The following is a 13,674-nucleotide window of genomic DNA, read 5'->3' as shown; positions in this document are numbered from 1 at the left end:
CAGACAACGAGATGCCGTAGATTTTAGCGGCCCAAGCGTTCAGCACCTGGGCCGTTTCAAATCAAACCGAAAGGCAGACGTATTTCATCTCCAGATAGTCTTCCATACCGTGGTGGCTGCCTTCGCGGCCCAGGCCTGACTGTTTGACTCCGCCGAACGGGCCCAGCTCGGTCGAGATGATGCCGGTGTTCACGCCGACGATGCCGTATTCGAGCGCCTCGGCCACTTTGTAGACGCGGCTCAGGTCTTTGGCGTAGAAGTAGGAGGCCAGACCAAAGATCGTGTCGTTGGCCATGGCGATCACATCGTCCTCGTCCTCGAACTTGAACAGCGGCGCGAGCGGCCCGAATGTCTCGTCCTGCGCGACCATCATGTCCTGCGTCACACCGGTCACGATGGTCGGCTGGAAGAAGGTGCCGCCCAGGTCATGCGGCAGACCGCCGGTCAGAACTGCACCGCCCTTGTCGGTGACGTCCTTGATGTGTTCCTCCACCTTGGCGACAGCTTCGGCGTTGATCAACGGACCGGTCGTGGTGCCCGCGGTCAGACCGTCGCCGACTTTCAACGCTTCGACCGCTGCTTTCAGCTTGGCTGCGAAGGCGTCGTAGACACCGGCCTGTACGTAAATCCGGTTGGCGCAGACACAGGTCTGGCCGTTATTGCGGAACTTGCACAGCATGGCACCTTCGACGGCTGCATCCAGATCGGCGTCGTCGAACACGATGAAAGGCGCGTTGCCGCCCAACTCCATCGAGCACTTCATGACCTGATCGGCGGCTTGGCGCAGCAGGATGCGGCCCACCTCGGTCGATCCGGTGAAGGTCAGCTTGCGCACCCCCGGGTTTTCGCAGAACTCCTTGCCGATCTCGCTGGCACGCGAGGACGGCACGACGTTGAACACACCCGCCGGGATGCCGGCCTTTTCGGCCAGAAGGCCAAGAACCAGCGCGGACAGCGGTGTTTCGGCTGCAGGGCGGGCTACAAACGCGCAGCCAGCGGCCAGCGCGGGTCCCGCCTTGCGGGTGATCATCGCGTTGGGGAAGTTCCAGGGCGTGATCGAGGCTGCAACGCCGATCGGCTGTTTCAGAACCATGATCCGCTTGTCGCGCTGATGGCCGGGGATCGTCTCACCGTAAACGCGCTTGGCCTCTTCGCCGAAGAACTCGATGAAGGATGCACCATAGGCGATCTCGCCAACGGCCTCGGCCAGTGGCTTGCCTTGCTCGGCGGTCAGGATTTTGCCCAGATCCTCGGCGTTTTCCATCATCAGGTCGTACCAGCGGCGCAGGATCACGGCGCGCTCCTTGCCGGTCAGCTTGGCCCACTCCTTCTGCGCGGCCTCCGCCTGTGCAATCGCACCAGCGACCTGAGCGCGGCAGAGATCCGCAACCTCGGCAACCACATCGCCGCGCGCGGGGTTGGTCACTGCAAAGGTGCCATTGTCACCGTCCACCCACTGGCCGCCAATATAAGCTTTGGTCACCAGCAGATCGGGGTTTTTCAGGATTGATTTAAGGTCGGTTGTTGCGTCCAGCATGAGTCAGTCTCCGGCAGGAAAAGATTTGCGCGCACCCAACCATGTGCCGCGGGTTTTGTCCATGGCCACTCCGGAGGACGGATCAATCCAGAATATGGACAACAGAACGTCAGCGTCGGCTGATAATACAGCTTTGGATTGTATCGTCGCGCCTATCTTTTTCTGATTGATTTTGCCAAAGTTCTGGTGATTTCGAGACCCATGGGGATGTAAATCGTCATAACATTCACTATCTCATTGGGTAGATAAGAAAAAACAAGGACAGGACAGATGTCGAACCAACAGTTCGAGGCATTGATTCAGGAAACTCAGACCAAAGTGCGTGAAAGTCAGTCACAGATCGAAGGGCTGACCTCGCGGATTGAGGCCGCGCGCGCCAAGATCGGCACTGCCGAGGCGGATATCGACATCGAGAACGCGACGCTTGAGGACGTGCATGCCCATACTGAGGTGATGAATGCGAATATCGCCGAGCTGATCATGGGGCTGGACGACGTGACCAACGCCTTTTCCAAGGATTTCGACGAGATGCGCTCGAAAACCGGGTGGGAGAGCTTTGTCGGCATCTTTGCCAAGGCCAAGTCCGAGTCGATGCGGCAAGAGAGGATGCGCACGGCCAATATCGACGACAAGCTGCAGGACCTGATCGCCAAGTCGGATGTGATCGTGAAACTGCTGGAAGGTCAGCTGTCCGTGCTGGAAGAGCAGCGGGTGAAGGTCGAGGACAATCTGACCGGCACGCTGGACGATCGTGAGGCCACCGTGGCCGAGCTGGAGGCTCTGCGCGCCGAGATTCAGGGCATGGACCCGACCATCATCACTTTGGAAAACAAGATCAGCGTTGAACAGGACGCCGCCGCACGCACTCAGCTGGAGACCGAGCTGGCCGAGCTGAACAAGCAATACAACGCCAAGGTTCAGGAAGAGCAAGTTAAGCTGGCCAAAAGCCAGACGCTGGAGCGCTATATTGAAAAGGGCAAAACCTGGGTCGATTCACTACAAAACCAGGCAGCGACGCAGATGGTGCTGATCAACAAGCTGCAGACAGACACGCAACAGCGTGTGGTTCTGTATGACGCGCTGACCAAATCTCTGAAAACCGCGCAGCAGCAGGACGTAGCCCACCGCATCAACGAGATCGGCGTGCAGACCGACCAAGAAGCGCAAACTGCCATGGCCGCCATCGGCACGGCGACCAACCAGAAAATGGCCGACATGCTCGAGGCGCATGAGGACCACATGGTCTTTGCCCGCGACGTGCTGGAGAAAAAGGCCAAGGCGGATGAACGCTTTGCCCGCCGGTTTGCCTCGATTGTCGAGAAGCATGATAAGAATTTGTATGGGGGCTCTTAAGGAAAGGCTCCGCTATGAGTGACGGCGAAAGACGTCCTCCTCCGGCGTTGTCTCGCAAGGACATTGACCTACCGGATTGGGTTGAGACGGCGATGATCGTGCGGTGGTTCGCCATTGGGATTGGCGTCGTTCTATATTGGATCACAGAGTCCTATTGGGCTATTGCGTTGAGTATGCTGGTATTCTTCGCGGTCGGTCACATCGTCTATCGCCTTTACCGGAAAGAAGATCCTGTTTCCGCTGAAATTGCGTTCTACAACGAGAACGATGGCTACCATTCGAGTGACGGCGATGGTGATGGAGATGGTGGAGACTAATGAATACTAACCCCACCCAAGACCATGTCGGCCTAACCGACACTTTCGCCTCGCGCCGCTATTTCCGCAAATTCGAGGTGATCACCGTCCACCTTCTGCGCGTGGCCGCAACGATGGAGGCGGAGGGCGCGATCAGCAAGCAAGAGGTGCGGATCGTGTCGCGTTACCTCTCGGGGTTGCTCTACACCTTCCGCGCGCTATCCATGAAGTACCTGCTGGTTGGGCGCGATACGGGGCGGTTCTTTGGCAGCCTCGCCATGGACAAGCGCGACAGCGGGTTTCCGGTGGCGGCCGAATTGCTGACCATGGCCAACGACGCGCAGCAGGCGCAGGTGCATCTGGCGAATATGCCCTCGGAAGATGATCTGAAAACCGACATGGTGCGAACGATCATCGGCGATCAGGCAATCCCCACGAAGCTACAATTTGCGCTGTCGCAAAGGCTCTACTACGAGGAATTGCTGAAGGGACAGCTTTTCTGGGCTCGCAACGATCCCGAATGCCACTGGATCGGGAATGAAGGCGAGCGGCGCAAATTTCTGATCCACTGGGCGGTCTATGACAGCCAGATCAACCTGCCGGTCATCTACCTGATGCAGTTGGAGGACAGTGGCAAAACCGCCTTGCCCAAGGACCAACGCCGCTGGCCCGAAGTGCAGGCTCATCTGATGGCGCAGTCCTTGTGCGGGTTGAAACTGGTGACCATCGCCAAAGGCTTCGACCAGGATTTCGACGACCTGCACCCCAAGCACCTGCGCCGCGTCCATGTGGGGCCGATGTATTCCTCGGCCTATACCGAGCAATCCGGCCCCCTGCGGCAGGTGCTGGAGGATGCGCAGGCGCCCGAAGGTCAGGACTGGGCACTGGCCTGGACCACCGAAGAACTGCAAAGCGAAGAGGTTATCGAGGAGCGCGCCGGTTGGTTCTCAACCGTTGAGCGCGAGGTCTTTGCGCTGGACCCGTTCGGCGGGCAGGGGGCCGAGACCGGGGCCACGCGTACCCAACGTTCCATCATCCTGCCGCAGCGCCCGTTTCAGGTGCTGGCCGAGCGCAACCCGCCGGGGTTTGCAGATGTGCGCAAGTTCGTGGTCAGCAAGGCGGGGCAGGTGTTGAGGTATTGAGATTTTCGCCTTCGGCGAGAGTATTTTTGAAAAGATGAAGTAAGGGCGGCTTTTGAGATGAGTTTGACGTCGGATCAGATGGAATTGCGTGAGGCGGATATTCGCAAGCATTATCCGGCGGCAACCGCTTTGCTGAACGGTTTCGAACACGCGCCTCGGATTGCAAAGGCGGTGGAGGTGGCGCTTGAACGGTCTCCGGGCGTTACGACTGGGCGACGATTTCGGTCGACGACACCGGGTTTGGTGACGCGGCGCACGGTGCGCGCCGATGGGGTGCATCTGGTGGAACGGATCGAGGCGTCGGACGATGGTGACACGCTGGTTTCGCCGCAGCAGGCCACCACGCAGCAGGCCATCCGGCGCGCCATCGCAATCGCTCTGGCCGTCGCTGAGGCTTACGCGGAACAGACGCCGCTGGCCGATCTAAAGCGTGCGAATTTGGCCGGGGATTTGCCCGCTGCACGCAAGACCGAGTTCTCGGAACTGCTGACGGCGGAGGCTCTGATCACGTCGCACGTGTTTGGCAATGCGCTGGCTTACCTGATGTCCTCACATCTGGGTGAGACCACGGTTGATATCGGCGAGATTGAGGAAGTTCTGACTGACAACGGCCAACTCGCTCTGCATGGCGCGTTGTGGGAACTGGACCAGACCTTTGCCAAACACGCTCCCGATGATGCGTATTTGATCGCCGCAACCAGCGCCTATGCCGAGCAACTGATGGAGAAGGCCGCCCTGCGCGCGCAATCGGCTGGCCATCTGGCCCCGTTCCAGAACGCTGCCTGGCATATCGAGTCTGACGATCTGACGATCCGGGTGTTTGAGCCAGCCTCCAAAGCCAAATCCACCACCCTGACCATGACGTTCAAGAAACCGAACGAAGTGGTGGGCAACCATATCGCCAAGTATCAGGCGATGAAGCTGGCCAAGATGCTGATGGCCTATGACTTCGACCGCCGCCTGAACCCGTTCGCGGAACTCGGCGGGTTCATCTTCACCTTCATGGGTGATGGCAAACCAGGCACCGGCAAGACAACCCTGATCCAGATGATCGCCGGGCTGATCAACGATTATTGCCAGAACGCGGGCTATCCGTTCCGCTATCAGAACCTGAGCACCGACAATATCGACAGCTATCAGGGCAAATCCGGTCAGAACGCCAAGGCGTTTATCAACACGATCATCGACCCCTCGGTTATCGGTTTTGGCACCATCGACGACATCGACCAACTGGCGGGAAAACGCGGTGACCGGCAATCCAGTGCCGGCCAGTTGGAAATCACTGCCGCGCTGATGGAGAGTTTTGCCGGTGCCAACACCGTCGTGCGCGGCAATTGCACCTTCGGCATGTTCTCGAACTACCCCGAGAATGTGGACGACGCCTTGCGCCAGCGAGCAGGCGCGCGGTTCCTGGTGGACGGGCCGCAGACGCGCGAGGATTACATCGACATCCTGCATCTGCTGATGGGCCGCAACCACGACATCCCGCTGGGCGAACACGAAGCTTATGCCGCGCAGGAAATTAAGAAGGCCGTCGCCGCCAGTTTCGAAAGCCACTCCCGCCCGCATGAGGACGCTTTGCTGCAGGTCTATGACCGGGTGTCTGGTGAGATCGGTCAGATGGATACCATCGCCAAGCTGGGCACCTACCTCAAGGCGATCCAACAGGCGGATGAGCGTTTCACCGGCCGTGCGATCAAGAATATCACCGACGCGGTCAAGGTCCGCGCGATGGATTTCGAACTGCCCGATGAATGGATGGAGAACCCCGACCTGTTCCTGTTCCGCGACTACGACACCAAGAAGGCCATGATCGAGGACCTGCGCCAACCGATCACGGTGGAAATGGTGATGCAAGAGATCAACCGCTACGCCGACAGCGAGTTCCGCTATGCCGACAAGAGCGACGAGGTCGCCATCGAGAACACCGTCCGCGAGATGGGCCGGATGGAAGAGGCCAAGCGGCGGTATCTGGAGGGGAAGGGGTGACGCCAGGTCTTGCCGAGATAGTTTCAGCGATTGCCAATACCGTCACAGCTTTGGCGGCGATTTCTGCAGCGATAGCCGCTTGGATTGGGCTGAATACTTGGAAAAAACAAACTAAGTGGCAGCATGACTACGAACTCGCTATCGAATTGTATGGTCGATTTCGCGAAAGACGTGAAATCTACAATTATTTTAGATCACCTCATTCAGTTTTGCCCGAGATCCAGAACGCGGAACGCAAAAAACAGATCGACAACGTACGCGCGAACGGAAAACGAACAGAAGCTCTCATTCTGTATTGGCAGGTGTTGAAAGAAACAGAAAACAAACAAGCTCGACTGTTCGATGAGGCCGAGTTGCGTTGGGGCGTGGACCTAAGACAGTTAAGTGAACCAATTATTGAATTGGAACACGAGCTGATTTGCTCTCTAGATGATCTTCGCGAGGTAGAAATCGGTAGTTTCCGCCCAACAGAAGAAGTAAAAAAAGAACTCGATAAAGTATTGAAAAGTCGGAGAGATTCAGAGAATCGAAAAGGGCGCTACAACAGTTGTTTCAGGCAGCTAGAGGCGGTTCTGAAGCCAAAGATTGTTCAGGTAGGATAGAGGAGGGCACTAAACAATGATCCGCCTCATCGAACAAGGCCTGATGTTCGGCAACCTCGTCCACATCTCCAGCCCGGCCTTAGTCGAGCGGTATAACCGCGCATTGCAGCATCTGGCGGGCAAAACCACAGAGCTGACGGATTTTCATGTCGATATCTCGGGCTATTCGCCGGAGGTGGGGATTGAGCTGGAGGATGAGCTCTACCTCAACCCCAACGGGGTCAACCGGCAGTTCATTCTGTTGACGACCGAGCAGAAACGCGCGCCGTTGCTGAACGTCAAATTCTCGACCTCGCGCGATATCCTGCGCGAATTCATCGAGATGAACGAGGCGCAGCTTTTCGCCCTGACTGCCACCGATGCGGTGGCCGGAGAGCTGGTGAACTCGGTCATCAAACTCACAACGCCGCGCGATCTGCTGAACCTGCGCAAGATCGAGATTGAGGCCGACACCGCGGGCGGCACTCTGCGCAAGGCACAGCAACTGGCGGGGATGGTCGAACGGTTCAAAACCGAAGAGGATGCCTGGTTCGATGATGTTCTGATCGCGAAGATGATCGAGACTGCCAAGGAGACGGGGGACGTCACGCGCAATCCTGTCCGCCTGCGCCACACCGCATTCGAGCAGCGCAACTTCTGGACGGCGCATTTCGGCGGGCTGTATCTGTTCCCGGATCTGGATCACCCGGCGGCGATTTGTATGGGGGACAGGCCGGATGGCCTGCCGATCAAGTACATCTTTGGTCCGTCGCAGCGGAACCAAATTGCAAAATTTCTCGACTACAACGATCTGGTCGAACCCATCGTCAAGGCGCGCGGCGTGGATGCCGCCGCGATCTTGCAGCAGAAGATGGATTTCCTGACCATCGATGCTGCTGCGGATGCCGATGTCGATCTGACCGGGCTGGACCGCAGGGACATGCGCCGTCTGGCGCGCAACCATTCGGACCGTCTGCCCGAGGCTTATCACGGTCTGGCGCAGTTGCTGCGCTGGGCGACGGACGGGGGGCCCTGGCCGCGTGTAACTTCGGATCATCCGGCCTATTTCTATACTTTGCGCGCCGCCGATACGCCGCACCGCGATCTGGTGAATATGCTGCTGGCCGAACTGGCCCCGCTGGATCCGCGCCAGATGTTCATTTGCCACAAAGAGCTGTTCTACCGCACTTATGCGACATGGCCGGAAACAAAAAAAGCCTATGTTGCCGAGTTCCTTGCGCGAGAGTATCAGGTGGACAAGGCAGGCGCCCGGGCCGCGCTGTTCGGGCATGAGCCGGACATGAGTGGCAGTGATCGGGTCAGCGATGATATCATCGCGCGCGTTGGTCCCTGGGGCGCAGTAGGGAGAAGTTAAATGTTGGTCGCACTCCGCTTTCTGATCCCGTTGCTGATCGTTCTGACCGTCTTGTATGTGGGCGTATCAATCTATTCCCGCCGGGTGCGACGCAGTAAACTGATCGCGCATTGGGAGAAAAAGGGCATGACAGGCGACAGGGACGCCTTTGTCCAGCGCGGGCTGAAAAAGTACGACGGATCGTTTCGCCGCAAACTTATCCTTGGGATCTATGTCGTGCCGCTGGGCCTGATCGCGATCCTGATTTATGTTTCGAATTTCATGTGAGGGTTTGACCAATGCGTTATGTCAAATGGGCCATCATCATCCTGTTCTGGGGCACGATCGCGGCGGTGTCGAACTACACCCTGCCGCAGCATGACGTGGTTCGAATCTCGGACACCTATGAAAAACGGATCGACCCCGGTGAGAACAGCATCTTCTGGTCGGTTCATGATGTCGGCAGCGACCCGACCACACCGAACCGTGATGTGTTCTTCATCCAGACCCGCAAGACCAACGGCAAGGTCATGGTCTATCGGAACGAGGATACAGGCTGGGGCTGGCCGCCCTATTTCAAGCTGAACTCCTCGAACCTGCAGGCAGAAGCGGCAGACCTGAAATCAACAACCGAGGCGCCGCGTTGGGTGGTGGTACGTCACTACGGCTGGCGCAGTGAATTCCTTTCGATCTTTCCGAACGCCGTTAAGATATGGCAGGTCGACAGCCCGGATGTGCGGATCATTCCATGGTTCAACATCATCTTCCTGACTGTTTTCTTCGCCCTTGTTTGGGCCATCTGGGTGCGCTGGCGCAGGTTCCGAGAAGCCCGCATCGACCCAATGATGGAGAATGTGGAAGACGGCCTGTATGCCGCAGGCGACGCGATCGAGGAACGCAGCAGCAGGTTTCGCAGGTGGCTGAACAGTTGGAAGTCAAAGTAGGGCCGAATATGACTGGGCCGGCCTTGGTGTCACCGAACAATGAATTCAGCATGCAGCGCACCGGCGGCTTTGATCGTCTTCAATATGTCAATCATGTCCCTTGGAGAAACGCCCAAAGCGTTCAAACCGGCCACCACTTCTGACAAGGTTGTCGCTTCGGGTATTTCTGCCAGCCCGGTGCCTTCTTCTTCGTCAATACCTGCGACGGTTCTGGGAACGACCACCGTTTCGCCACGCGCGAACGGGTTGGGCTGGATTGCGATCGGAGCCTCTTCGACGGTGAGGGTCAGATTGCCTTGGGATACCGCCACCCTCGAGATACGCACCTCTTGACCCATCACGATGGTGCCCGAGCGTTGATCAACCACGACACGAGCCTTGGTTTCCGGCTCTACCAGGATGTTTTCGATGCGTCGAAGTGCATGTGCAGCTGATCGTGCGCCGGTGGCGGGAATGCTTAACTCCACCGTGCCGGAATCTCTCATGATGGCCACTGCCTTTCGGAATTCTGAATTGACTGCAGTTTCGATTCGTTCACCCGTTGTGAAATCCGGTTCTCGTAGGGCCAGGCGGATTTGACTGAGCGACGACAGTTCAAATTCGATTTCACGCTCAACCTTGGCGCCGGACGGAATGACGCCAGAAGTCGGAACTCCGCGCACAACGGATGCGGCCTCGCCCTCTGCCGCCCCGCCCAGAAGCTGGGATAGCGATGTCGCCTGAGCGGCAATTGATCCTGCTGTCTGAAGGGCAAGCACGAAAAGCCTCAAGCTTAAGCCAAGTGCCAGACCCGTCAGGATTTCGGTGCCGATCAGCCGCACTACGGGGAACAGTCCAGACATCGCCCCGGACGGGTCAATTGCGGAAGAAACCACGAGCGTAAATGCCACTGCTATCGCCAGTTTTACGCGGGCCGGAATGCTGCGCTCTCCGAAGGCAGGCAGAAGGGAAACCAAAGCGGAAACCCGCAGGAAAACGGCGAACAAGTGCTCAAGCTCGCTACTGATAAACGGCAGCAAGTCGGGGGGCAGGCCGATCACGCGGGCACCGTACCGACAGGTGCCGGCCTGGCTTCCAAGCCGATTTCTTCAAATGACAGAACCGGGTTCGAGATGCCGCGTGCGTGCAGGATCGTGCGCAGCAACCTGCGTCGACGGGTCGAAGTCACAACGGCCGCAAACACGCCCCGATCCGCGGTTTGCGCAACGCTTTGCACGACACCGTCTGCAAGCTTGTTGAACAGGTTGGGCGGAAGCGCGACGTCGAGACCTGCGCTTTGTGCGTCGATTTGGTAAGTGGCGAACGTGTCCTCCCACTCCGGTGCCAGTTGGATCAGTGGGATCGACCCATCTTCGCGCTTCATGTCGGCGACCAGCTGGAACCCGAGACGTTGGCGCACCAGTTCGCAAATCCCTTCGGGCAGAGTTGTGGTCAGCCGGGCCTCGGCCACGGTTTCCAGGATCAGGGCCGTGTTTCGGATGGACACCCGTTCGTCCAGCAGCAGCCGCAGAACGGAATGTAATGTATCGATCGGGACCTTGTCCGGGATCAGTTCGTCCAGCAACTTGCGGTTGGCCTCGGCCCGGCCCGGATCGCTCAGCCGAGTCATTTCGGACAAAAGACGCCGCAGCGACTTGAGTGTCAGCAGTCGGGAGAAGTTCTGCTTGATGATTTCAAGCAGATGGGTCGCCAGGATTTCGGGGGGCGAGACGATCGTTGCGCCGCTCAGGGCCGCAGCCTCCCGATCTTTGGGCAGTATCCAACGGGCAGGTGCGCCGTAGACAGGTTCGGTCACATCATTTCCGTCCGGCAGAATGTCCGGCCCTTCCTGAACCAGCGCCAATACAAGGTCGGGGTTCAGAACACCGCGCGCCTGTTCGACGCCCTGAACTTTGATAACGTAAGTGCCGGTTGGAAGATCGGCGCGATCGGTCAACCGAATTTCGGGCAGGATCAGACCAAAGCCAGAGGCGACATATGTCCGCATATTGGCGATCCGCGCGTCCAGACCGGTGCCTGGGTTTAGAACCATGCTGACCAGATCCGGCGCGAATTCCAGATGAACGTCGTCCAGGTCCAGGATGTCTCCGATGGCCTGCGGGGTCGGGGCATCGGTTTCGGGTGCCGGTGAGTGCGCTTTTGTCAGCTCGGATTTTTGTTTGCTGTAAACGCTGTAGGCTGAGTATCCCAAAACACCTGCGCCTAGAATGAAGGGCAGAAACGGCAGGCCTGGCACCAACGCAAACAGGGCCATCAGCAGCGAGACTGTGCCCAATGCAGCCGGGTGCCGCCCCAACTGCGAGAAGATGGCGCTGTCGGTTGCCCCCTGCGTGCCGCCCCGCGCCAGCAGCAGCGCGGACGCGATTGAGATAATGACCGCAGGGATTTGTGAGACCAGCCCATCACCAACCGTCAGGATCGAATAGGTTTCGAAGGCGGATGCAACCGGCATACCATGCACGATCACGCCCATGACCAGACCCATGACAAGGTTCAGCAAGGTGATCAGCAACCCGGCAACGGCGTCGCCCTTGACGAATTTGGACGCACCGTCCAGCGAGCCGAAGAAAGTCGTTTCCTGCTGTTCTGTTTCGCGCCGTTCCTTGGCTTGCTGATGGTCGATGGCCCCTGCGGACATGTCGCTGTCAATTGCAAGTTGTTTGCCCGGCATCCCATCCAGCGCAAACCTGGCTCCGACCTCGGCCATGCGGGCGGCGCCCTTGGTGATCACCATGAAGTTAACGATCAGCAGAACGCCAAACACGACGAGACCCAGAAAGATGCTTCCGCCCATGACGAATTGGGCAAACCCCTCGATCACATCACCTGCGGCGTTGGTGCCCGAATGACCCTGACCGATGATCAGTTTGGTGGATGAAACATTCAGCGACAATCGCAGCATCAGGGATGCCAGCAGGATCGTTGGAAAAGAGGAGAAATCCAGCGGGCGTTCGATAAACAGGGTCAAGGTGAAGATCAGAATAGCCAGCGCAAACGACGCTGCCAGCCCCACATCCAGAACCCAGGCGGGCATTGGCAGGATCATCATCACGATGACCGTCATCAGGGCCAGCGCCAGCAAGACGGTCGGCGAGAACACAGAGCGGGCATCGAACCTGAACACGATCACCCCCTTAGTTGAAGACGATAAAGGCGGGGGCACTATCCGCTACCGGAACCAGCGACCCCAGCATTACCCGTTTTGGCGCTTCAGATCGCGACGGAAGCAATGGAGCAGAGGAATGTGTGAAAGGATCGCGGGCAACTGCCGCATAGCTTGTCGGCTCGTCCTCGTTGAGGCGCGCCAACTCGGTCTGAAACCGCTCGGAATAGGTCTGGGCCAAAGCGGGAGTGCGAGAGTGATAGGCACCGGCCGCTGCGGGCCACGATGCAAACTCTGCAAACAGATCTTTCAGAAAACGGGCGGCATATCTGGCGTTCTGATCCGGGTCGAACATTTCGTCAATCGACCGGAATGCCTGCCCGTGCCAGCGATAGTTGATCTGGAAGCAGCCGATGTCGAAACTGCGTGCGCCCGCCTTGAAGATTTGGAAAACATGGGATTTTGCCTCGACCTCGGTGTCAAACCAAAGACCTTGCCCCTCGACATTGATCGCCCACGGCCATGGACGCAGGGTGCCAGCGACATTAAGACCGGATTCCACGCGCGCGATGGCCCGCAGGACATCCAGAGGAACCCCTTCCGACAAAGCGGCTTGCCTCATGGCCTGATCACACAGATCGGCGGTTCTTGCGTCAGGTCGTGCATGCAGCGAACGCCCGGCAAGAAGCAGAATCAGAAGAAAGGTGAATATTCGATGGGGCATTCTGCCGGTCCGGGATCTTGATCAGTCCGGGGCAGGCTAGCCGCGCATCGGTTTACATAGGGTTATCGCAGCATCAGTTCCGGTCGATCCGGCGGCCAAACACAACGCTTGTGTTGGTTCGCATGACGCCCGGGATCTTGGCGAGTTCGTCGACGAGGATGTCCAGATCTTCGATATGCGGTGCTTCGGCACTCAGCAGCAGGTCGAATTCTCCGTTGATGGACAGGCACAGTTTGACCTCGGGATAGGCTTCAAGACGTTTGATGATGCGGGCCGTTTCTTTTTGCTGCACTTCCAGCAGAACGATGACTTGTACACGCGGTGTGTCTTGCGGGCTGTGCAAAACCACGGAGTACCCTGCAATTACACCGCGATCTTCCATGCGGCTGATACGCTCGTGAACGGTGGTGCGCGCCACGCCCAGCTTTGCTGCGATCCGGGTTGTTGATTCACGCGCGTTCTGCTGAAGTGCGGCAACGATATTTCGATCAAGTTTGTCCATGGTGGCCAAGGTTTAGAGCATTAGCATACAGATGCTCAAGTTCCTGCTGACCTCATTTGTGTCGCGGCAAAATCCCGTCCCGGCAGCGCCTGGTCACAATCACGCTCGATGGATGGCGTTGAGTTTGCGGACCAAACCTCCTATCTCGT

General features: G+C 58.1%; 13 protein-coding genes. 8 read left to right on the top strand and 5 right to left on the bottom strand.

All coding sequences use genetic code 11. The annotated features are described in order from the left end of the window. Positions 1 to 61: 61 nt before the first annotated feature. On the bottom strand, positions 62 to 1,537 hold the full coding sequence (locus ACR3EQ_RS12600) for an NAD-dependent succinate-semialdehyde dehydrogenase (protein WP_480490815.1): 1,476 nt from the start codon (positions 1,535 to 1,537) through the stop codon (positions 62 to 64). 270 nt (positions 1,538 to 1,807) lie between these two features. Between ACR3EQ_RS12600 and ACR3EQ_RS12595 the strand changes: the two genes are divergently transcribed. From ACR3EQ_RS12595 to ACR3EQ_RS12560, 8 genes are read left to right on the top strand one after another with little or no spacing between them, the layout of a single operon-like run. After that, positions 1,808 to 2,890, top strand: coding sequence for a coiled-coil domain-containing protein (locus tag ACR3EQ_RS12595; protein ID WP_170615553.1), 1,083 nt, complete (start codon positions 1,808 to 1,810; stop codon positions 2,888 to 2,890). A gap of 14 nt (positions 2,891 to 2,904) precedes the next feature. Beyond that, the gene (locus ACR3EQ_RS12590) at positions 2,905 to 3,207 is read left to right on the top strand and encodes a hypothetical protein (protein WP_480490813.1); all 303 of its coding nucleotides are present in this window, start codon (positions 2,905 to 2,907) and stop codon (positions 3,205 to 3,207) included. Continuing rightward, positions 3,207 to 4,328 (top strand): hypothetical protein, encoded by a 1,122-nt coding sequence (locus tag ACR3EQ_RS12585; RefSeq protein WP_170615549.1) that lies wholly within the window; start codon positions 3,207 to 3,209, stop codon positions 4,326 to 4,328. The genes ACR3EQ_RS12590 and ACR3EQ_RS12585 overlap by 1 nt, the downstream gene beginning before the upstream one ends. A gap of 57 nt (positions 4,329 to 4,385) precedes the next feature. Beyond that, on the top strand, positions 4,386 to 6,317 hold the full coding sequence (locus ACR3EQ_RS12580) for an AAA family ATPase (RefSeq protein WP_480490811.1): 1,932 nt from the start codon (positions 4,386 to 4,388) through the stop codon (positions 6,315 to 6,317). Beyond that, the gene (locus tag ACR3EQ_RS12575; protein WP_480490809.1) at positions 6,314 to 6,919 is read left to right on the top strand and encodes a hypothetical protein; all 606 of its coding nucleotides are present in this window, start codon (positions 6,314 to 6,316) and stop codon (positions 6,917 to 6,919) included. Before ACR3EQ_RS12580 ends, ACR3EQ_RS12575 begins: the two co-directional genes overlap by 4 nt. 16 nt (positions 6,920 to 6,935) lie before the next feature. After that, complete coding sequence (locus ACR3EQ_RS12570; protein ID WP_170615543.1) at positions 6,936 to 8,273, top strand: DUF6638 family protein; 1,338 nt, start codon at positions 6,936 to 6,938, stop codon at positions 8,271 to 8,273. Further along, a complete protein-coding gene (locus tag ACR3EQ_RS12565) occupies positions 8,274 to 8,540 on the top strand; it encodes a hypothetical protein (RefSeq protein ID WP_170805816.1) in 267 nt (88 codons plus the stop codon). 11 nt (positions 8,541 to 8,551) lie between these two features. After that, positions 8,552 to 9,196: a DUF1523 family protein gene (locus tag ACR3EQ_RS12560; protein ID WP_170615539.1), complete on the top strand. Its 645-nt coding sequence runs from the start codon at positions 8,552 to 8,554 to the stop codon at positions 9,194 to 9,196. A 29-nt stretch (positions 9,197 to 9,225) separates the two neighbouring features. Here ACR3EQ_RS12560 and ACR3EQ_RS12555 read toward each other — a convergent pair whose 3' ends face one another. The 4 genes from ACR3EQ_RS12555 to ACR3EQ_RS12540 all read right to left on the bottom strand — a co-directional run bounded on the left by ACR3EQ_RS12555 (position 9,226) and on the right by ACR3EQ_RS12540 (position 13,525). Continuing rightward, a complete protein-coding gene (locus ACR3EQ_RS12555; protein ID WP_480441697.1) occupies positions 9,226 to 10,236 on the bottom strand; it encodes a flagellar basal body P-ring protein FlgI in 1,011 nt (336 codons plus the stop codon). After that, entirely contained in the window at positions 10,233 to 12,260 is a 2,028-nt protein-coding gene (gene flhA / locus ACR3EQ_RS12550) for a flagellar biosynthesis protein FlhA (RefSeq protein WP_480441722.1), read from the bottom strand. Before flhA ends, ACR3EQ_RS12555 begins: the two co-directional genes overlap by 4 nt. Before the next feature lie 70 nt (positions 12,261 to 12,330). After that, positions 12,331 to 13,023 carry a lytic transglycosylase domain-containing protein gene (locus ACR3EQ_RS12545; RefSeq protein ID WP_170615535.1) on the bottom strand — a complete coding sequence of 231 codons (693 nt, stop codon included), beginning with the start codon at positions 13,021 to 13,023 and terminating at the stop codon, positions 12,331 to 12,333. Positions 13,024 to 13,096: 73 nt separating this feature from the next. Next, a complete protein-coding gene (locus tag ACR3EQ_RS12540; protein WP_170615533.1) occupies positions 13,097 to 13,525 on the bottom strand; it encodes an Lrp/AsnC family transcriptional regulator in 429 nt (142 codons plus the stop codon). Between the last annotated feature and the right edge of the window lie 149 nt (positions 13,526 to 13,674).

The sequence above is a fragment of the Ruegeria sp. AN11 genome (assembly GCF_056536005.1).
The sequence above is the reverse complement of the archived record's forward strand: the minus strand, read 5'-3'. Positions and strand labels throughout refer to the sequence as shown.